The sequence below is a fragment of the Enterococcus sp. DIV2449a genome (assembly GCF_051711225.1).
Lineage (GTDB): Bacteria > Bacillota > Bacilli > Lactobacillales > Enterococcaceae > Enterococcus_D > Enterococcus_D casseliflavus.
This window is the reverse complement of sequence record NZ_JBIOME010000001.1, coordinates 2,902,671-2,923,585: the sequence shown is the minus strand read 5'-3', so window position 1 is coordinate 2,923,585 and position 20,915 is coordinate 2,902,671. Positions and strand designations below refer to the sequence as shown.

20 protein-coding genes and 1 other annotated feature are annotated in these 20,915 nt (G+C 43.3%); of the genes, 15 read left to right on the top strand and 5 right to left on the bottom strand.

Annotated features, from left to right (window positions below; genetic code table 11):
• Positions 1-173: 173 nt before the first annotated feature.
• The 3 genes from IGI76_RS13920 to IGI76_RS13910 are packed head-to-tail and all read left to right on the top strand — an operon-like array spanning position 174 to position 3,234.
• A complete protein-coding gene (locus tag IGI76_RS13920) occupies positions 174-857 on the top strand; it encodes a metal-dependent hydrolase (RefSeq protein ID WP_005228247.1) in 684 nt (227 codons plus the stop codon).
• Positions 858-894: 37 nt separating this feature from the next.
• The gene (locus tag IGI76_RS13915; RefSeq protein ID WP_005228249.1) at positions 895-2,226 is read left to right on the top strand and encodes a DRTGG domain-containing protein; all 1,332 of its coding nucleotides are present in this window, start codon (positions 895-897) and stop codon (positions 2,224-2,226) included.
• A gap of 54 nt (positions 2,227-2,280) precedes the next feature.
• Positions 2,281-3,234 (top strand): DHH family phosphoesterase, encoded by a 954-nt coding sequence (locus IGI76_RS13910; RefSeq protein ID WP_333718743.1) that lies wholly within the window; start codon positions 2,281-2,283, stop codon positions 3,232-3,234.
• Between the two features lie 144 nt (positions 3,235-3,378).
• On the opposite strand, the gene dapD is transcribed toward IGI76_RS13910, so the two are convergent.
• Genes dapD through dapA form a run of 3 tightly spaced genes read right to left on the bottom strand, consistent with a single transcriptional unit; the run spans position 3,379 to position 5,755 of the window.
• Positions 3,379-4,092: a 2,3,4,5-tetrahydropyridine-2,6-dicarboxylate N-acetyltransferase gene (gene dapD, locus IGI76_RS13905; protein ID WP_005233952.1), complete on the bottom strand. Its 714-nt coding sequence runs from the start codon at positions 4,090-4,092 to the stop codon at positions 3,379-3,381.
• A gap of 12 nt (positions 4,093-4,104) precedes the next feature.
• Positions 4,105-4,860 carry a 4-hydroxy-tetrahydrodipicolinate reductase gene (dapB, locus tag IGI76_RS13900; protein ID WP_005233953.1) on the bottom strand — a complete coding sequence of 252 codons (756 nt, stop codon included), beginning with the start codon at positions 4,858-4,860 and terminating at the stop codon, positions 4,105-4,107.
• 13 nt (positions 4,861-4,873) lie between these two features.
• Positions 4,874-5,755, bottom strand: a complete 882-nt coding sequence (dapA, locus tag IGI76_RS13895; RefSeq protein ID WP_008380503.1) for a 4-hydroxy-tetrahydrodipicolinate synthase — start codon at positions 5,753-5,755, stop codon at positions 4,874-4,876.
• A gap of 222 nt (positions 5,756-5,977) precedes the next feature.
• Between dapA and IGI76_RS13890 the strand changes: the two genes are divergently transcribed.
• From IGI76_RS13890 to IGI76_RS13855, 8 genes are all read left to right on the top strand, one after another.
• Positions 5,978-7,147 carry a M20 metallopeptidase family protein gene (locus IGI76_RS13890; protein WP_008380505.1) on the top strand — a complete coding sequence of 390 codons (1,170 nt, stop codon included), beginning with the start codon at positions 5,978-5,980 and terminating at the stop codon, positions 7,145-7,147.
• Positions 7,148-7,151: 4 nt separating this feature from the next.
• Positions 7,152-8,468, top strand: a complete 1,317-nt coding sequence (gene lysA, locus IGI76_RS13885; RefSeq protein ID WP_010749977.1) for a diaminopimelate decarboxylase — start codon at positions 7,152-7,154, stop codon at positions 8,466-8,468.
• Between the two features lie 23 nt (positions 8,469-8,491).
• A complete protein-coding gene (gene dapF, locus IGI76_RS13880; RefSeq protein ID WP_005228261.1) occupies positions 8,492-9,325 on the top strand; it encodes a diaminopimelate epimerase in 834 nt (277 codons plus the stop codon).
• Between the two features lie 92 nt (positions 9,326-9,417).
• Positions 9,418-9,652, top strand: a binding site (T-box leader).
• 50 nt (positions 9,653-9,702) lie between these two features.
• Positions 9,703-10,560: a MetQ/NlpA family ABC transporter substrate-binding protein gene (locus IGI76_RS13875; protein ID WP_060791470.1), complete on the top strand. Its 858-nt coding sequence runs from the start codon at positions 9,703-9,705 to the stop codon at positions 10,558-10,560.
• 14 nt (positions 10,561-10,574) lie between these two features.
• The gene (locus tag IGI76_RS13870; protein WP_060791469.1) at positions 10,575-11,600 is read left to right on the top strand and encodes a methionine ABC transporter ATP-binding protein; all 1,026 of its coding nucleotides are present in this window, start codon (positions 10,575-10,577) and stop codon (positions 11,598-11,600) included.
• Positions 11,593-12,252, top strand: coding sequence for a methionine ABC transporter permease (locus IGI76_RS13865; RefSeq protein ID WP_016609383.1), 660 nt, complete (start codon positions 11,593-11,595; stop codon positions 12,250-12,252). Before IGI76_RS13870 ends, IGI76_RS13865 begins: the two co-directional genes overlap by 8 nt.
• Before the next feature lie 183 nt (positions 12,253-12,435).
• Positions 12,436-12,768: a zinc ribbon domain-containing protein YjdM gene (locus tag IGI76_RS13860; RefSeq protein WP_010749972.1), complete on the top strand. Its 333-nt coding sequence runs from the start codon at positions 12,436-12,438 to the stop codon at positions 12,766-12,768.
• Between the two features lie 94 nt (positions 12,769-12,862).
• Positions 12,863-13,570 carry a zinc metallopeptidase gene (locus IGI76_RS13855; protein ID WP_005228270.1) on the top strand — a complete coding sequence of 236 codons (708 nt, stop codon included), beginning with the start codon at positions 12,863-12,865 and terminating at the stop codon, positions 13,568-13,570.
• 71 nt (positions 13,571-13,641) lie between these two features.
• On the opposite strand, the gene IGI76_RS13850 is transcribed toward IGI76_RS13855, so the two are convergent.
• The gene (locus IGI76_RS13850) at positions 13,642-14,334 is read right to left on the bottom strand and encodes an HAD family hydrolase (RefSeq protein ID WP_010749970.1); all 693 of its coding nucleotides are present in this window, start codon (positions 14,332-14,334) and stop codon (positions 13,642-13,644) included.
• A 2-nt stretch (positions 14,335-14,336) separates the two neighbouring features.
• The gene (locus IGI76_RS13845) at positions 14,337-15,122 is read right to left on the bottom strand and encodes a DeoR/GlpR family DNA-binding transcription regulator (protein WP_010749969.1); all 786 of its coding nucleotides are present in this window, start codon (positions 15,120-15,122) and stop codon (positions 14,337-14,339) included.
• 238 nt (positions 15,123-15,360) lie between these two features.
• Between IGI76_RS13845 and lacG the strand changes: the two genes are divergently transcribed.
• From lacG to IGI76_RS13825, 4 genes are read left to right on the top strand one after another with little or no spacing between them, the layout of a single operon-like run.
• On the top strand, positions 15,361-16,761 hold the full coding sequence (lacG, locus tag IGI76_RS13840) for a 6-phospho-beta-galactosidase (RefSeq protein ID WP_060791468.1): 1,401 nt from the start codon (positions 15,361-15,363) through the stop codon (positions 16,759-16,761).
• Positions 16,762-16,785: 24 nt separating this feature from the next.
• Positions 16,786-17,103 carry a PTS lactose/cellobiose transporter subunit IIA gene (locus tag IGI76_RS13835; RefSeq protein ID WP_010749967.1) on the top strand — a complete coding sequence of 106 codons (318 nt, stop codon included), beginning with the start codon at positions 16,786-16,788 and terminating at the stop codon, positions 17,101-17,103.
• A gap of 12 nt (positions 17,104-17,115) precedes the next feature.
• Positions 17,116-18,789, top strand: a complete 1,674-nt coding sequence (locus IGI76_RS13830) for a PTS lactose transporter subunit IIBC (RefSeq protein WP_010749966.1) — start codon at positions 17,116-17,118, stop codon at positions 18,787-18,789.
• A gap of 15 nt (positions 18,790-18,804) precedes the next feature.
• Complete coding sequence (locus tag IGI76_RS13825; protein ID WP_438781638.1) at positions 18,805-20,436, top strand: glycoside hydrolase family 53 protein; 1,632 nt, start codon at positions 18,805-18,807, stop codon at positions 20,434-20,436.
• The last annotated feature ends 479 nt before the right edge of the window (positions 20,437-20,915 follow it).

Sequence of the window (20,915 nt, the reverse complement as noted above, 5' to 3'; positions counted from 1 at the left end):
GTTCTATTCCTTATTCAGAAAGGGTAGAACAGTTTTTTTATTTTTCTTGATAAGAACCAGAAAAAGGACGGATGTAATAAAGCTGCCAGAATTTGTGCTTTTGGATTTCTGGCGTTATCTGTTATAATGAAAAATATTAGACTGTATTACTTAGATGGAAAGGGGAATGTTGTATGAAACTTACGTATCACGGACACTCGGTGCTTGCTATCCAATTAGCGGATGGCCAAAAATTGTTGTTTGACCCTTTTATTACTGGAAATGCTCTGACTGATTTGGATGCAGACACAGTGGAAACCGATTGGCTTTTGATCACGCATGGTCATAGCGATCATATTGGGGACATGGTGCCGATCGCCAAAAGAAATGAAGCACCAGTGATCAGTGTCGTTGAAATTTGCCGCTATGCAGCCCGCAAAGGCGTTGCTGAGACGCATGGCATGAATATGGGAGGCTCTTTTGAGTTCCCGTTTGGCAAAATCTCAATGGTGGAAGCGAAACACAGCTCTGGTCTTGAAGAAGACGGAACGATGATCTATATGGGCAACCCAGTGGGGATCATTTTAGAAGCAGAAGGCAAAACCATCTACCACGCTGGCGATACTGCCCTCTTTAGCGATATGGCGATGATCGGTGAACGTTTCGATATCGATGTGGCGTTTTTACCGATCGGGGATAATTTTACGATGGGCGTTCAAGATGCTGCAACAGCAGCGGCGCTTTTAAACGCGAGCAAAGTAGTACCGATCCATTACAATACGTTTCCAATGATCAAGCAAGATCCGCAAACCTTCGTGAATTTATTGCCGGCAGGTGTGGGCCAGATCCTTGCAGTCGGTGAGACATTAGAAGTTTAAGCAACAGGAAGATTCGTAGTAGGAATAGGGGATAATTATGGCGACAAAACACGACTTGATTTTAGCGCATATCGAGAATCTGCCTGTAGGCGATCGCATCTCGGTGCGGGGAATCGCAAAAGACTTGAATGTCAGTGAAGGAACAGCCTATCGGGCGATCAAAGATGCGGAAAATATCGGCTTGGTTTCAACGATACAACGTGTGGGAACCATTCGGATTGAACGGAAACTAAAGAAACACATTGAAAAACTAACTTTCGGCGAAGTCGTCCAAATCATTGAAGGCGATGTTTTGGGCGGCGCAGCCGGTTTAGACAAAGACTTGAACAAATTTGTTATCGGCGCCATGAAGGAATCGGCAATGGAACGCTACATCACGCCTGGTTCCTTAGTGATCGTCGGAAACCGTAACGAAGTCCACAAGTTGGCACTGGAAGATGGCGCAGCCGTCTTGATCACGGGGGGCTTTGAAACCTCAGAGGAAATCTGTCGCTTAGCAGACGAATTGGAGCTGCCGATTTTACAAACGACCTATGACACCTTTACCGTGGCAACGATGATCAACCGTGCCTTGAGTGACCAGCTGATCAAAAAGGACATCATGCTGGTGAGTGACATTTATATGCCATTGGAAAAAACCAAGTATCTGCACACCTTTGATACGGTCAAGGATTACAAACTGCTTTCGGAGTCTACCAACCACTCCCGCTATCCAGTCGTCAACAAGAATATGCGGGTCGTTGGGATCATCACAGCCAAAGATGTCCTAGAAAAGCCTGACACGCAGATCATCGAACGAATCATGACCCGGGAACCACGGGTCGTAAAAAAAGAGATGAGTGTGGCCTCTGCCAGCCATCAGATGATTTGGGATGGCTTAGAAGTGATGCCCGTCGTAGCAGATGACCTTTCTTTGATTGGGATCGTTACACGCCAAGACATCATGAAAGCGATGCAGATGGTCCAACGACAAACACAAATTTCAGATACGATTTCAGACCAAATCTCGGGACAGATGCAAGTCATCGAACAAGATTTTGAAGGGAACAAATTGCCGCAGCCGCATTTCAGCTTTGCGGTGACGCCTCAAATGGTCAATGAAGTCGGAACGATCTCTTTTGGTGTCTTGAGTGAAGTGATCGCGAATACGGCAAAACGTACCATGCAGTTGAATCAACGGCGCAATAGTTGGATCGAGCAAGTCAATCTGCATTACTTCCGTTTGATCCAATTAGAAAGCGAGATCATCATTCAACCGAAGATTCTAGAACTGGGGCGACGTTCGGCGAAAATCGATATCGAAGTATCGATCGAAAATTCCTTAGTGGCAAAAGCGATCGTGGTATGCCAAGTAATGGAACGCCCATAAATCATCGAAAACGGCACTTATGGAAAAATTTTAGAGAGAAAGTTGAGACCATTCATGAAGGTACAAGAAGAAATACTTGCAACAATCAAAGCATTCGACCGAATCATTATCCATCGGCACCAGCGCCCTGATCCAGATGCATTAGGATCACAAGTGGGTTTGGCAGAAATTTTACGAGCTAGTTTTCCCGAAAAAGAAATCTATCAAGTCGGCGGACCTGTTGAAGGATTGGATTACTTGGCGCTGATGCAGACGATCCCTGATGATTTGTATAAAGGAGCGTTGGTGATCGTTACAGATACGGCCAATGCACCACGGGTCAGTGACCAACGCTATGATCAAGGGGCGAAATTGATCAAAATCGATCATCACCCTAATGATGAGCCTTACGGAGAGCTGGTCTGGGTCAATACAAAAGCCAGCAGCTGTAGTGAGATGATCGTTTCGTTTTGGCAAATGTTTCAAAACGAGCTGACGATGACGCAAGAAGCGGCTCGTCTGCTATATGCAGGCATTGTTGGTGATACTGGACGGTTTTTATATCCGGCAACGACAGCGACAACGCTGCGCTTAGCGGCTGAACTATTGGATTACGGTTTTGATGCACCGAAGATCAATCGGCAATTGGATCAAGTCTCTCGCAGTGTTGCTCGCCTTTCAGGGTATGTCTACGAAAACATCGAGATCGATGAGATTGGTGCTGGCAGAGTGATCCTATCACAAGAATTGCAGCAGCGTTTTGGCGTAGTGGATTCGGAAACCTCAGCAGTCGTTTCCTTACCAGGGAAAATCGACGAAGTGATGGCTTGGGCGATCTTTGTCGAACAACCAGAAGGCTATTACCGGGTGCGGATGCGTTCGAAAGGTCCAGTGATCAATGAGATCGCCAAACGCCATCATGGCGGCGGACATCCCCTTGCCAGTGGAGCAAATGCAAAAGACCTTGAAGAAGTTGCAGTGATCTATCAAGAGATCCAAGCAGCGATCAAAGAATTTCAAGCAGAATAAACACTTTTACAAGCACATTTGCCAATAGAAAAAGGGCGTGCCAAAAGCTTTCGGCACGCCCTTTTTTAGACAAAACGCAGCGCAGGCTCATCACTGAACCGGCACTGCGTTTTTTTGTTGCGTATTTACGAGAAAATAAGAAGTTTACCCCCGTAGATCGTCTAAAAATTCGGTTTTGCTTTTCGTTTTCTCGTCTTTCATTTTGATGACTTTAGCTGGTGAGCCAGCAACGACTGCTCCAGCAGGGACATCTTCCGTCACCACAGAACCGGCAGCAACGACTGCACCTTCGCCGACACGGACGCCTTCAAGGACGACGGCATTTGCGCCGATCAAAACATTGTCTTCAATGATGACTGGGCTTGCTGAAGGTGGCTCAAGAACGCCAGCCAAGACAGCACCAGCGCCAATATGGGCTTTTTTCCCAACGGTTGCCCGGGCACCTAAAATCGCCCCCATATCGATCATGGTTTCTTCACCAACCACAGCACCAATGTTGATCACTGCCCCCATCATGATAACGGCATTTTTTTCAATGATGGCTTGGTCCCGGATAAAGGCACCTGGTTCGATACGGGCATCGACTTTCGTCAAGTCCAACAAAGGAATCGCTGAGTTGCGGCGATCATTTTCCAGATAGTGATCGGTGATTTTGTCTTGGTGCGCGGTTAAAAACTCAGCTACTTTTTGACTGTCACCAACCACGAAATAGAAGGTGCCGTTACCAAACAATTGGATGCCATCTGCTTGGACGTCGCCAAGATCTCCATTGATATAGACTTTTACAGGTGTTTGTTTATTTGCTTCTTTGATATATTTTGCTAATTGATAAGGATCGGAAAATTGTAATTCTGTCATGAGAGACCACCTTTACTTGTCGATTAGATTTTGCATGGAATAAAAACCGGCTGGTTGATCGGCTAAAAATTCCGCTGCTTTTAGTGCACCATTGGCGAAGATTTCGCGGGAGAGCGCAGTGTGTTTTAATTCAATGATTTCATCCTGCCCAGCATAGATGACAATGTGTTCCCCAGGGATCGTTCCGCCGCGAACGGCATGGATGCCCATCTGCTTGCGGTCATTTACTAGATCACTGCCTTCACGCCCGTAGAGATACTCTTTTTTTGTTTCGCAGCTGTCATTGATACTATCTGCCAACAGCAAAGCTGTACCGCTTGGTGCATCAAGTTTTTGATTATGATGCTTTTCGATGATCTCAATGTCAAAGTCAGCTTCTAATGCGGGGGTGATACTTTGTAGTGCTTTGATCAGTACATTGATCCCCAACGACATATTGGCAGAATAGAAAACCGGAATCACTTTAGCAGCCAACGGCAGCATCATCTGCGTGTCTTCCGTCAAACCAGTTGTAGCAACCACGATTGGCAGCTGCTGTTCGACACAATAGTTCAACAAGGCAGGCACATTGCTATAATGAGAAAAATCAATCACCAAATCGATCGGTTGCGTGATTTTTTCTGGACGATCATAGATTGGAAAAGGACCATCTAATTGCTCGGTACGATCTAAGCCGGCGGCCACTTCTAACTGAGGGTGCTTTGCGATCAGGCTTTGCAACACTTTGCCCATGCGACCGTTTGCACCACTTAATAAAATTTGTTTCACCAAAAACTCCTCCTTACAGCAATCCGTAATTGGTCATTTCTTCTTCTAAATGAACGAGGGTCGCATCTTCCGGGACACCCAAAGGCAAACGATAATGCAATTCGCATTTGCCTAGCAAGGAGACCGCTGCTTTGATCGGCACAGGATTTACTTCACTGAAAATCGCATCGATCAACGGTTTTTGTCGCAACTGCTCTTTGATGGCTGCTTTTACATCACCATTTAAGAAATCAGCAACGAGTTGTGCCGTTTGTTTCGGAGCGATATTGCCGATCGTTGAAATCACGCCAGAGCCACCTAAAGCTAAAATTGGGGTTACTTGATCGTCATTTCCTGAATAGATCGCAAAGTCATCATCCGCAAGACGAGCGATTTCTGCGATTTGCGAAATATCACCGCTGGCCTCTTTGATGCCTTTGATATTAGGGATTTTTTTTAGTTCTGCCACGGCTTCAGGTGTTAAATTTAAGCCGGTTCTTGAGCTGACGGAGTATAAGATCACTGGCAGCTCAACGCTTTGACAGATTGCTTCATAGTGAGCGACTAAACTTTTCTTGGTCGCTTTGTTGTAGTAAGGTGTTACAACCAATAATGCGTCAGCACCAACGCGCTGTGCTTCTTTTGAAAGATGGATCCCATGTTGGGTATTGTTGGAGCCTGTTCCTCCGATAACGGGGATTCGACCAGCAACTTGTTTTACCACCGCTTCGATCACCGCGATATGTTCTTCATCGTCTAACGTGGATGCTTCACCGGTCGTACCGCATGCAATGATTGCATTCGTTCCTTGCTGCACATGCCACTCCGCTAACTCCTTCAGCTTATCGAAATCCACCGAACCATCTTGAAGCATAGGGGTAATCAACGCAACGCCAGAACCTTTGAATATTGTCAAACTACGACACATCCTTTCAACCAATTTATTTTTCGTTACTCTACGTATAAGTGTACCAAAACGAGGGGTAAAATTTTCAATAAAAATCGAAACATTTCGACAATTTATACTATAGATTATTCGAATTATATACTATAATATTAAACAATATCAATGAAAAACTGAATATTCGCTGGTTTTTATGGATATTTTTAAAAGGAATGTATAGAAAGGTGTTTTAACATGCAAGTATCGCAAACAGTCACAGAATTAACCGAAGACGTGGTTCGTTTTCGTCGTGAATTACATACAATCCCTGAATTAGGGTTAACTGAGTTCAAAACAAAGGAATACTTGCTGCGTCAGTTGCAATCCTTTGGGATCAAAGAAATCTATCCAGTGATTGAAACCGGCTTGATTGCTGTCTTTCGCAGTGAGCGTCCAGGAAAGACACTGGCCTTTCGAACGGATATCGATGCACTACCGATCAAAGAAGAGACCGGTGTTTCTTTTGCTTCCAAACATGAAGGAAAAATGCACGCCTGCGGGCATGATGGCCATATGGCAACGATGCTAGGGTTTGCCAAATACTTAGCGACGCATCCTGAAGTGATTCGTGGAACGATCGTTTTGATTTTCCAACCAGCCGAGGAAAGCCCCGGTGGCGCTCAACTGATGATCGATGAAGGCATCTTACGAGATTTTGGCGTGGAAAAAATCGTGGGGCTGCATGTCTTCCCAGACTTTCCCGAAGGAGTCATTGCGAGTCGGAAAGGTCCGATGATGGCCCGTAACGGCGAGATCAATCTAACGATCAACGGCACGAGTGCCCATGGTGCCCAGCCTCATCAAGGACATGATGCCATTTTAGCCGCGGCTGCGATTATTCAAGGATTGCATTCGATCATTTCACGCAATATCAGCCCGCTTTCTGCTGGGGTCATCACTTTTGGGAAGATCCATGGGGGAGATGCGGAAAATATCATTCCCGGCAAGGTCGTTTTAAAAGGAACGATGCGGGCGTTTGAAGATGAAGTCTATGAAACGATGACGCGCAGAATCACCACCGTCGCACAAGAAATCGCCAAAGGATATGATTGCACGGCGGATGTCGAATTCGAGCACCTTTATCGTGTCGTGGACAATGATCCTGAGATGGTGGAAGTGTTGGAAAAAGTGGTCGGGGAGAGCTACCGAGAAACACCGCCATATATGTTGGCAGAGGATTTTTCGATGTACCAAAAGGAAATCCCCGGTGTCTTTTTCTTTGTCGGCACCCGAAATGAAGAAAAAGGCTATGTCCACCCTTTACACAGCAGCAAAATGAATTTTGACGAAAAAAATCTATTGCAAGGCATCGAATGCTACGTTCGTTTGATCGAGGCGTTGAACGAGCCGACAGACAAGGAGTAAAGCGATGGCAAAAGAAATCAAGAACAATCACTTATACATTGACGGTTGTGATACCGTTGAGCTGGCAAAAACCTTCGGAACCCCCCTTTACGTGTATTCCGTTTCGGAGATTCGCGAAGAATGCCAAAAGATTCAGGCGCAGTTTTTGACGCGCTACAGCAAGACACGGGCAGCCTATGCCGCTAAAGCTTTCTGCACCACAGCAATGCTGCAAGTGATCAAGTCAGAAGGACTCTCATTAGACGTGGTTAGCGGTGGAGAGCTGTATACAGCGATCCAAGCTGATTTTCCAGCAGAACACATCGAGTTTAACGGCAATAATAAATCGATTGAAGAATTAGCAGCCGCCCTTGATTATGGCGTAGGACGGATCATCGTTGATGGCATTCAAGAAGTCGGCTTGATCCGCGCGTTATGTCAAGAAAAGCAAGTCGTTGCTAAAATTTTGTTGCGCATCACACCCGAGGTTTCGGTCAGCACCCATCAATTTATCTCGACCGGACAAAAAGATTCGAAATTCGGGATTCCTTTAGATGAAGAAATCTTATTTCCGTTAGTGGAAGAAGTGATTCAAGCACCTGAATTGGATTTCTATGGCCTGCATTTTCATGTCGGCAGTCAATTGTCGGACAATCGCTCACATCTAGCGGCAGTTGATGCGGCTTTGGCCCTTGTCCAAACCATTCATGAACGCTTTGATTATTGGATCAAAGAACTAAATGTTGGCGGCGGCTTTGGCGTTCGATACACAGATGCAGATATTCGCCAACCCTACAGCTACTTTTTAGATCCTGTGATGGAAAAAATCGACGCCTTTTATGCGCAGCACCAGAGCGAACGTCCGACCATCGTTATTGAACCTGGGCGTAGTATCGTCGCAGAAGCAGGTATCAGTTTGCACACCATCGGCAGTATCAAGACATTGCCAGGAATCAGAACATACGCCAGCATTGACGGTGGCATGACAGACAATATTCGTCCAGGTCTTTATCAAGCAACATACACTGGAATCTTAGCCAACCGCGCTTCCGAAGCTGCGACACAAAAGATCACCATTTCTGGCAAAGCTTGTGAGAGCACGGACATCTTAGTAAAAGATCTTGCATTACCGCCCGTTGAAACTGGGGATCTGTTTGCTACGTTCGCAACAGGAGCTTATGGCTATTCGATGGCCAGCAGCTACAATAATTTACAGATTCCTGCAGTCGTCTTTGTGGAAAACGGCCAAGCGGAATTAGCCGTTAAACGCCAGTCCTACGAGCAAATGCTGCAAAATGAAGTGGTTCCTTCGTTTCTAAAAGAGGGAGCTTCCAGCAAGTAAAATTTTGAAAAGCAGGTGACAACATGACGATTCCTTATACAAAAATGCAAGGTGCAGGAAATGATTTTATCGTAATCGATAACCGCACATTGAAATTCTCCCATGAACAACTGTCGCAATTTGCTGCTCAGGTTTGCCATCGGAAATTTTCTGTTGGCGCGGATGCAGTCATGGCAGTGGATTTTCCCACAGGAACCGCTGATTTTCGGATGCGGTTTTACAATGCTGATGGGACCGAAGCAGAAATGTGCGGCAACGGCGCTCGCTGTATTGCCCGCTATGCCTTTGAGAAGGGAATTGCTGGCGAGCAGATGACCATCGAAACAGTTGCTGGCGATGTCCCCGCATGGCGCTTGTCGGCAAAACACTACAAAGTAACCTTGAATCCACCGACCGTGACTACATTTGATCAAGCGTACCCGAATCCAATGGTTTCTTTCGTGGACTATGTGGAATTGGGTGATCCAGGAATTCCTCATGCGGTGGTTCACTATCCTGGTCTGGCAGAAACTGAGTTGGAACAGCTGGCTGAACTTGCCAAAGAGATACGCTATTGGGAGGTTTTCCCCAAAGGGGCGAATGTCAATTTCTATGAAGAAGATGACAAGGGTGATCTGATCGTTCGCACGTATGAACGAGGGGTGGAAGGTTTTACCTATGCGTGCGGCACAGGTTCTGGTGCCACTGCGTATGTCGTGACCAAACGTCACCAGCAAGCGGCAGCGAATGTCTTGCTGCACGTGTTAGGTGGCGAGTTAACGGTAGAAGTTGATGTTGATCAGGGCGCATTAGAATTGATCGGTGATGCGGTTATGGTCTCTGAAGGCTTGATTTTAGATGAGAATTTGACTGTATAAACGCCGTGAAAATCATTGTAAAAAGATGGTTTTTTCGTGAAAAAAAGAATTGACATTCATTTGAGGCTATCGTATAGTTAAACACAACTTAAAAACACGCGATGATAAGAAGAGTAAGTCAGTTTCGATTGGATCAGAGAGCTCGGATTGGTGAGAAAGAGCACAGCCGTTTGACTGAAGATGGCCTTGGAGCGTTTGGACGTGAGCAAAAGCAAGCGTGCAGCGGGATTGCCCGTTACAGCAAAGCAGTTGATAAACTGATAAGGTTGGCAGCTTGTGCCAATGAATTAAAGGTGGTACCACGAACATGGTTGTTTCGTCCTTTCTCTATGATGGAGAAAGGACGTTTTTTTATTATAAAAAGGGGGAACTAAAAAATGAAACAGTTGAAAAAGGGAATCGTTGGGTTAGTTGCTGCTGCTGTCTTAATTACATTGGCAGCTTGTAGCAATACTAGCAGCACGGAGGATACACAGTCTGGTGAAAATAGTGTAGATGCAGTGGAAGAAAAAGTCGTTGGAGTGGCACCTGGACCATATGGGGATATGGTGACAGAGGTGATCTCTCCATTACTGGAAGAAAAAGGGTATCAACTAACGACCAAAGTGTTTAATGATTATATTCAGCCGAACAATGCCTTGGCGAATGGACAAATCGATGCCAATTTGTTTCAGCATACGGCCTATCTAGAAAAATTTTCGGCAGATAACCAGTTATCTCTTACGGCATTACAAAAAGTGCCAACATTGGGAATGGGCATCTATTCGAAGCAACTGTCCAGCTTGGATGAGTTAGCAGACGGGGCGACTGTTTCGATTGCCAATGATGCCTCAAATTTAGCTCGGACCTTGCAACTGTTAGCTGCCAATGAGTTGATCACCATCGCAGACAATATCGACGAAACGAAGGCAACGGTGAATGATATCGAAGAAAATCCGAAGAATCTGACATTTAAAGAATTAGACGCAGCCCAATTGGCTCGTTCGTTAGATACAGTCGATTTAGCTTTAGTACCAGGAAACTTCGCTTGGGCGGCTTCTCTTGATCCTGCAGATGCTTTGGCGTTGGAGTCGTTGAAAGAAGAATATAAAAATGTCTTTGTGGTGTCCACCGAAGAAGAAGACAGTGATTTTGCTAAGGCAGTTACGGAAGTATTAGAAAGTGACGCATTTAAAGAAGCGATTGCCGAATCACCGTTCAGCAACTTTGATCAACCGAAATTTTGGACTGAGTAAGAAGGGCATACCTTATGGCAAAAATAGAAGTAAAACAAGTATCAGTGACATTCACTCATAAAAAACAAATCAAAAAAGCAGTGGATTCCGTTGATTTTTCCGTTCAAGCTGGAGAAGTATACGGGATCGTCGGATTGAGCGGGGCTGGGAAAAGTACCTTGGTTCGTACGTTGAATCTACTGCAGGTGCCCTCTAGCGGTCAAATTCTGATTGATGGTCAAGACATCACGCAAGCCAAAGGCAAACACTTGCGTGAAGTACGACAAAAAATCGGGATGATCTTTCAGCATTTCAATCTGATCCATAATCGAACCATCAAGGAAAATTTAGCCTTTGCTTTGCGCGCTGGTGATTATCCGAAAGATCAGCAAGAAGCGAGGATCAAGGAACTGTTGGAAATGGTGGATCTGCCTCACAAAATTCACGAGTATCCGAATAATTTGTCTGGGGGAGAAAAGCAACGGATCGGCATTGCACGAGCGATTGCCAACGAACCTGAGATTTTGTTGTGTGACGAAGCTACCAGTGCGTTAGATGTTGAAACGACTGAAGAAATTTTGAAATTGTTGATCCGAATCAAGGAACAGACAGGCATCACCATCGTCTTTATCACTCATGAATTGGATGTTGCCCGTAAGTTTTTTGATCGGGTGGCAGTGATGGAAAAGGGGCGCATTGTTGAAGAACAAACGACCTATGGCTTGTTCAGTCAGCCTAAACAGCCTATTACAAAAAAACTGGTAGGCCGCTACTTGGATCTGACGCTTCCTGAAGAGATTCTAGCATCTTTCACGCAAGGCGACTTGCTGGAATTGCGCTACCAAGGTGAGTATACGTTAGAACCGCTGATTTCGACTGTAGCGAAAGCCTACGATGTGTCGATCAATATCATCCATGGGAAAATTGAGTATATCAAAAAAGATGTGATCGGTATTTTGTATATCTATTTGACGGGACCCGACGAAGAAGCAGCAAAAGCCCGAGAACACTTAGCTGCGAACGTCTTTTCTCTAAGAAAGATAGGTGAGAAAAATGGCTGAAACGATTGAGATTTTAAAAACAAACCTGCCTCAAGCACTATGGGAAACATTCTTTATGGTGGGGACCTCAGCAATTATAGGAGTAGTTTTCGGCTTATTGATTGGATTAGTCCTGTTTTTAGTCGGCAGTAACCTTTTTCATAAAAATATTTTCTTGCATCATCTGGCCGATTTTGTCGTCAATGCAATCCGTTCGCTGCCATTTTTGATCTTATTGATTACGCTGATTCCGTTATCAGCGATGCTGATCGGTGATCCTTATACCCCAGCGGGTGGTGCGATTGCTTTATCGATTGCCGCGATTCCTTTTTACGCCCGAATCGCTGAATCCGCATTTGCCGAAATCGACTATGGCGTCCTTGAAGCCAGCGTCGCTTCTGGAGCATCGACGAGACAGATCGTTCGCGAAGTGATTTTACCAGAAAGTCTGCCAGCTTTGATTCGCGGATTTGTGCTAACTTTGATCAGTCTTTTAGGCTACTCAGCGATGGTGGGAACAATTGGCGCAGGCGGCATTGGCGATTTAGCAATTCAGTATGGTTATTATCGCTATGAAACGGCGATTTTGATTGTGGTGATTCTCCTGCTGATTCTTCTGGTACAAATCATCCAGTGGGTCGGCGATGCTTGTGCGAATCATTTCTCAAAATAATACCCAACGCTTTGTAGTTCCTTTTCGAATACACTTGAGTTATCGCTTCTGTTATTACTCTACAGAAGCGATTTTTTTTACTTACAGGTCACTGATTTTTGGTTGCACCGCTAATGGTTTTTCGGTATGCTGATGGTGAGTTGTTTTTTTACAGCGAAAATTATATTTTAAAGGAGCAACACTATGACTCAAATTCCTAACTGTCCAAATTGCCAATCTGAATACGCTTATGAAGACCGCGGGCTGTTTGTTTGTCCTGAATGCGGAAACGAATGGCAAGAGCAACAAGCGATGGAAGAAGCACCCGTATATAAAGATGCCAACGGCAATATTTTAGTCGATGGCGATACAGTAACGGTCATCAAAGACTTGAAAGTCAAAGGCGCATCTGGCGCCATCAAACAAGGAACGAAAGTGAAAAACATCAAATTAGTCGAAGGCGACCACAACATTGATTGCAAGATCGATGGCTTCGGCGCAATGAAACTAAAATCAGAATTTGTAAAAAAAGGTTAAAAACAAAATCTTCCAGTCATCTTCATAATTTTTTCACCACTTTAATGGTAAAATAAGGTCAAAGATTAAAAGGGGGAATTTTATCGTGTATGGTATGGGCGGATACGGGTTCGGCTTTTTTTATGACCCGACTTTCATTCTTGTAATTATCGGTATGGTGATTTCACTAGCAGCGTCAGCGTACGTCAAAAGTACCTTTAACAAATATGACAAAGTCAGAAGTAAAAATAATATTACCGGCACAAAAGCGGCGCAGTACATCTTGCAAAGCCAAGGAATCAATAATGTGGGTGTGCAAGCGATCGCTGGTGATTTGACGGATAATTACAATTCTGGCAACAAAATGCTGAGTTTATCGCAATCCACTGCACAATCAACTTCGGTAGCAGCAATCGGTGTTGCGGCCCATGAGTGTGGACACGCAGTCCAAGATGCCAAAGGTTATTTTCCTTTGCGTTTGCGTCATGCGATCGTACCGATCGCTAATATCGGAACCAGCATCTCGATCCCATTGATTTTGATTGGGGTCCTATTACGAGGATCGTTTCTGATCAACTTAGGCTTGTTGGCTTTCTCATTGGCGTTTATTTTCCAATTAGTGACCTTGCCAGTCGAGTTCGATGCCTCAAAACGGGCGATCCGTATTTTGGCAGATGGTGGCTTGTTAACAGAAGATGAAGTACCACAAGCAAGAAGAGTGCTCTTTGCCGCAGCGTTGACGTATGTCGCAGCTGCCGTAGCAACCTTATTGCAGCTCTTACGTTTGATTATTTTATTCGGTAATAACAACCGTCGGAATTAGAAAATGGAAACAAATAATAACAAAGTGGCTCAATCAAGATTTCTTGGTTGAGCCGCTTTTTGTATGGAATATTATGATTTAACGAAAACTTTTGACAGGTGCTCTGTCCAAAAATCAGTAAAATCTTTGATGGTTCCATCTTTATTTAGCTGTGCCTGTTCAAATACTGATTTATTCTTACCGAATGGATCAATTGCGATAATTGTTCCAATCCCAGCACGCTTGGCAGCAAGCAAACCTGAATAAGCATCTTCGATAACAAGACAATCTGCAGGAGCTAAGCCCAATTTGCCAGCCGCTTTAAGAAAAATATCCGGTTGCGGTTTTCCAGGAAAAGAGCCATCGTCATAGACGATCTTATCCCAATCAAACCAGCGAGCTAAATCGAAAGTATCAAAATAAAAAGCAACATTCTCTTTAACAGTAGCGGTGGCGATCGTTAATGGAATCTGCTGGTCAGTCAGCTGATCAAGAGTCGCTTCAAGCCCCTTTGTCAATTGGAGATCGTTCTTATTTTGCAAGCAAAGCATACGATAATAGCTTTCTTTTTCTTCTGACAATACGGCGATCTCAGAGGCGGTCAAATGTTCTGAAATGAAATGTTTTAAAATCTCCGTATTCGTTCGACCATGGATATTTTTTAAAATATCCTCATCTGATAAACCATCTTTTGTATGATCATGAATCATGTGCAGCCAAGCAGCTTCATGTAGATGAGAGTCCAAAAACATTGTTCCGTTGAAATCAAAAATAATCCCTTTCATAGTTACGCTCCTATAGTGGTATTTTCGGTTGAATCAGCAATTTGCAGATCGACATATTGTGCATAGTGCTCTTGAACCTCTCGCGAGATCTGGCGATCCGTAATGAGTAAATCGAAATCATGTAAATTATAAAACACATAAAAATCATCCCGATTGAACTTTTTGTTATCAACGAGCAGATATTTCTTGCGAGAATTATTTAATGCGATCTGCTGCGCTTCTCCTTCTTCTGTACTGTAAGTAGAAATTGCTTCGTTGTGAACGCCATTTGAACTGATAAATGCTTTTGTAAACTTTAGTCTTCTTAAATTGTCGTTGGTGATTGGTCCAACAAATGCGCCGGTATTTTTACGGAAATCACCACCAATTAGTAAAATTTCTGGTCCATCTGCTTGCGCAAGAATATCAAAAACCGGGTAATTGTTTGTAATAATCCGAATTTTCTTGTTCAGTAAATGGGTCGCCAAAAGTTCGATTGTTGTACCTGGTCCTAAAAAAATTGTTTCGCCTTCTTGAATTGAGGAGGCTGCTGCGGCAGCAATTTCTTTTTTTTCTTGAATCTGCAGAGTGGCTTTTTCGGTGTGAGAAAGTTCTTGATCTAAAGTGTAGGAAAGACTTTGCGCCCCTCCATGGACACGTAGCAGCTTGCCCGATTTTTCTAATTCATCTAAATCTCTGCGAACGGTCATATCAGAAACATCTAATTGATTGATGATTTCATTAACGGTAAGGATTCCTTTTTTATTGACCATTTCTACGATAGTAAACAATCTTTCTTTTTTCAGCATCGTCTTCACCTCTAATTTAAGGATAATCTACCATATAATCGGATAACAGTCAATCTGTTTCAAACAAAAACAAACAATTATTTGCGTGATACATGTTTATTTCAATGGTTTTTATCATTTTTTCTTCGATTTTTGTGATTATTTATGTTTGTTTTTGTTGACAAATGTTTTGGATGCGATTACAATTCAATCAGTTAGAAAGTGTGGAAACTGATTATAGATTTGAGGAGAGATGTACATGCTTAAATTACCAGAAGATTTTATTTTTGGTGGAGCCACAGCAGCCTATCAGGTTGAAGGAGCCACTAAGGAAGGCGGCAAAGGCGCTGTTGCTTGGGATGATTTTTTAGAGGAACAGGGTAGATTCAGTCCCGATCCGGCAAGTGATTTTTATCATCAATATGCAAAGGATATTGAATTGTGTGAACGATTTGGTGTGAATGGGCTAAGATTATCCATTGCATGGAGTCGAATTTTTCCTGATGGTGATGGGGAACCGAACCCAGAAGGAATCGCTTTTTATCATCGTGTGTTCGAAGAATGTGCGAAAAGAAACGTAACGCCGTTTGTGACATTGCATCATTTTGATACCCCTAAACGTTTGTTTGACCAGGGAGATTTTTTGAATCGAGAAACAATAGAAGCATTCGTTTCCTATGCCATTTTTTGTTTTCATGAATTCAAAGAAGTGAAAGTGTGGAGTACCTTTAATGAAATCTATCCTGTTGCGACCAATCAATATTTGTTAGGCGTTTTCCCGCCAGGAATCAAATATGATTTTACAAAAATCATCGCCTGTCTTCATAATATGATGGTTGCCCATGCACGTGTAGTGAACTATTTCAAAGAAAACGAACTTCCAGGCGAAATCGGTGTCGTTCACTCATTGGAGACGAAATATGCGGCAACAGATGCTCCAGAAGATAAGCATGCAGCCTTTTTAGACGATGCATTGTCGATCCGCTTCTTATTAGATGCTACTTATTTAGGCTTCTATTCAACTGAAACCTTGACTGCTCTTGATGAGATATGTGAAGCAAATCAGGCCAGCTATCATTTTCCTGAAGAAGATTTTGTCGAATTGAAAAAAGCCTCCACGCGTAATGACTATTTAGGGATCAATCACTACCAATGCCATTTTGTCAAAGCTTACGATGGAGAAAACGCGATCCATCATAATGGCACGGGTGAAAAAGGGACCTCTGTTTATAAAGTGAAGGGGATCGGAGAACGCATTTATAAAGAAGGAATTCCTCGAACAGATTGGGACTGGCTGATTTATCCAGAAGGGCTTTATGACTTGTTGTTGCGAATTAAAAGCGATTACCCGCATTACAACAAAATCTATATCACTGAAAACGGCATGGGGTATAAAGACCAGTTTGAAGATGGCATCATTATGGATCAGCCGAGAATCGACTATTTGAGAGTCTATTTGGAATCCTTAAGCAAGGCGATAACAGCTGGGGTAAATGTGAAGGGATATTTTTTGTGGTCGCTTATGGATCTTTTCTCATGGACAAATGGGTATAACAAAAGGTATGGCTTGTTTTATGTTGATTTTGAAACCCAGAAGCGTTACCCGAAAGAGTCAGCATACTGGTACAAATTAGTTAGTGAAACCAAAACGATTATTTAATAAGTAATAATGGAGGAAGAAAAGATGAATAAAGAGGAATTACAAATGCTTGGTTTTGAGATCGTTGCTTATTCAGGGGACGCTCGCAGTACATTATTGAAATTATTGAAAGAAGTAAGACAAGGGAACTTTGAGCATGTTGATTCAGCACTGAAAGAAGCCGACGAAAATTTAACCCTTGCACACAATTCGCAAACGAAAATTTTAGCGGAAGAAGCATCGGGAAAAGAGATGGAGATGGGATTCATTTTTATCCATGGACAGGATCATTTAATGACCACTTTGTTGCTGAGAGATCTGATTCAAGACTTTATTGCACTGTACAAGCAGAATCAAGGATAGGAGAAGAACGCTATGGATGGAATCATTAAACAAATCGAAAAAGGGAAACCGTTTTTTGAAAAAATCTCACGCAATAGTTATCTGGGAGCCGTTCGTGACGGATTTTTAACAGCGATGCCGGCTATTTTATTCTCAAGCATATTCATTTTGATTGCTGCGGTTCCTGAGATTTTTGGTTACCAATGGCCTGAAGCTGTCTCCACTTGGTTGTGGAAAGTCTATAATTATTCGATGGGGGTTGTAGGGTTACTTGTTTCAGCAACCACTGCTCGCTGCTTGGCTGATTCGATGAATCGCCGCTTACCGAAAAACAAAGTAATCAACACGACTTCTGTGATGCTGGCTTCTGTGGTAAGTTTCCTGTTGTTAAGCGTCTCTCCAATCGAAGGCGGATTTTCAACGGAATACATGGGGACAAAGGGGCTTTTGGCGTCCTTTGTCGCTGCATTTTTAACAGTTAATTTATATAAGTTTTGTGTGCTGAAAGATATTACCATTAAGATGCCTAAAGAAGTTCCTGGTACGATTTCGCAAACCTTCCGAGATATTTTTCCTTTCTCTTTTTCAGTATTTGCGGCCGTTTTAATTGATTTAGGTATTCGGCAAATTTTCCAAATCTCATTTGCAGAAGCAATCATTACTGTGCTGCAGCCATTATTCACAGCAGCCGACGGTTATTTAGGAATCGCTATTATCTGGGGAGCGATGGCGCTATTTTGGTTTGTCGGTGTTCATGGACCGTCGATCGTGGAACCAGCAATTGCAGCAATTATCTATGCCAATGTGGAAACCAATCTGCAATTGTTCAATTCCGGTGAGCAAGCTTCAAAAGTACTGACAGTCGGTTTAGGAAATTTTGTAGGAACTATGGGAGGAACTGGGGCCACATTGGTCGTTCCTTTTATCTTCTTACTCTTTGCTAAGTCTAAACAATTGAAGGCAGTCGGGAAAGCTTCCTTTATTCCAGTAAGTTTTGCTGTCAATGAACCATTGTTGTTTGCAGCACCCATGATTTTGAATCCTTATTTTTTCATTCCGTTTTTGTTAACACCAGTTGTAAACGTTTGCTTGTTTAAGTTTTTTGTCGATGTGCTAGGCATGAACAGTTTTATGTACGTTTTACCTTGGGCAACTCCGGCACCGATCGGTTTGGTTCTAGGAACAGGCATGGGGGTGTTAGCCTTTGTTTTAGCAGCGGTTCTAATCGTCGTTGACTTCCTGATCTATCTACCATTTTGTAAAGCATACGATGCTGTTTTAGTAGAGCAAGAAGCACAAAAAGCGGAAGTGATCGCAACCGAAGAAGGTGCTTCTGCTGCTATACGTGAGGAAGTACCTGTGGCAGCGAGACAAATTATCAGCGATACAAATAAAGAAATCAATGTGTTGGTGCTTTGTGCTGGAGCAGGGACAAGTGCGATGTTAGCTAATGCTTTAAAAGAAGGTGCATCTGAATCGAAAGCACCGATCAGTGCAATGGCGGGTGCTTATGGTTCTCATTACGAAATGCTGAAGGATTTTGATATGGTGGTCTTAGCACCGCAAGTCAATTCTTACTATGATGATATCAAAGAAGATACCGATCGCTTAGGAATCAAGCTGGTTGCGACAAAAGGAGCAGAATATATCGGATTAACGAGAGATCCTGAAAAAGCCGTTCAATTTATTCTGAGCCAATTTCAATAAAGGAGGAGCAAATGAATGAAAAAGGGAGCTTGGTTGCGTAAAGTCGCTTTATTTGCAGCTGTGATAGGGACTTTGGGGGCTGTTTCAAAAACAGTTGAAGCATCTGCCAGCGAGTTTATTCGCGGAGCAGATATTTCAATCTTGTCAGATATGGAAAAATCTGGTGCAAAATATTATGAAGATGGTATTTCAAAAGATACCTTAGAGATTCTAAAAAATAATGGTGTCAACTATGTTCGACTGCGTTTGTGGCAGGATCCTTATAATAGTAACGGAGAAAGTTATGGGGCAGGGACAAATGATCTGGAAACGACGATTGCCCTTGCAAAACGAGCAAAAAGTCTTGGACTCAACGTGTTGCTAGATTTCCATTACAGTGATTTTTGGGTTGATCCTGGGAAACAGAATGTTCCTAAAGCGTGGCAAGATCTGACCTTTGAAGAAATGAATACGGCATTGTATGACTATACAAAGAACGTTCTGTCGGAAATGAAGCAGCTAGACGTTTATCCTGATATGGTTCAGATCGGCAATGAACTGAATAGTGGCATGCTCTGGCCTTATGGCAAGTCTTGGGGAGAAGACGGGGGAGAGTTTGATCGATTGGCTACTTTTTTGAAGTCTGGTGTCCAAGCTGTTCGAGACACTCAACCTAAAACAACTCCAGTAATGCTCCACTTAGCTGATGGTGGCGATACAGGAGCATTTACTTGGTGGTTTGATGAAATCACCAGTCGGGGTGTGTCATTTGATTTAATTGGAGTATCGTATTATCCGTATTGGCACGGTTCAATGAATGAACTTCAAACCAATATGAATACGATCAGTCAACGGTATGGCAAAGAAGTGATCGTAGTTGAAACAGCTTATGGGCATACAACAGCGAATGCAGATACTATGCCAAATGTCTTTGGCGAAGCCGAAGCAGCGGCGGGGGGATATGAACCAACGCCGTCAGGACAAGCAGAGTATTTGCTGGATCTAGCCGATCGTATTCAAGCGGTGCCGAATGATCGCGGGGCGGGCTTCTTTTACTGGGAACCTCTTTGGTACAACGGAAACGTGAGTTGGGCAACACAAGCAGGTATGAATTATCTCGGTGTTCAATCCACTATGGGAAACGAATGGGACAACCAGGCGATGTTTGATTTTGCTGGAAACGCCTTGCCAAGCTTGCGTGCGTTTAAACAAGCAGGGACGCAAACAAATCTGGTTAAAAATGCAAGTTTCGAGAGCGATGGACCAACGACCAGTCCTTCCGATTGGCAAACGTGGTTTCAACAAGGAACAGCTGAAGGTACGATCAAAACGGAAGCAGGGACTTTTTTTGGAGACTACAAATTAACTTTTTGGAAGGACCAAGCTTACGAGGCATCAGCTTATCAAAATATTAGTGGCATCAGCGATGGAACTTACACATTGAGTGCCTACGTAATGTCTGGGGGAGAGTTTGATACCAATCAGTTATATATCAAAAATTATGGTGGAGCGGAACTAAATACTGCGGTTGATAAAACCAGTGAATGGACAAAAATTACAATCAAAGACATTCCAATTACAACAGGTGTTTGTGAAATCGGGGTTTATAGCAAGGCTTCAGCAAATGCTTGGACGAACGTTGATTTTGTTTCGTTGGTGAAACAATAGTCTAAGGATTGCTGCGATTGATCCTCAGAGCTCCCATTCAACCGCATCACTAGCGTAGAAGGCAGGAATCGAACCTGCACCTCGTCTTTGCCAAAAATAACCAGAAATACGTTCCGATCATTTTTACCAAAACGAGTAAAGCGCCAGACTTCATCTACACTTTGTATTATGCCAAAGAGAGTTCAACGATTTCGTAAGAAGCAATGAAAAATTTGCAAAAAGTTGTGCAGAAAACATGAAGGTTGTTTAAGAAAGAATAATCATAGAATTTAGTCGAGAAAAAGAAGGAACCAGCTGTATCAATAAGTAAAGCGGTTTGTCTGGAAACTTCGTTTTTTTCTGAAAAAATCAAATAAAGTTTTCTTGACATTTGCTAGGTGAGAATGTATCATTCTGTTTGGGCACTCTTTACAAGAGTCAGAAAGTGATTTAGAATTTTCGCTCCCTATTCATTTATGGATAGGGAGCTTTTATTATTT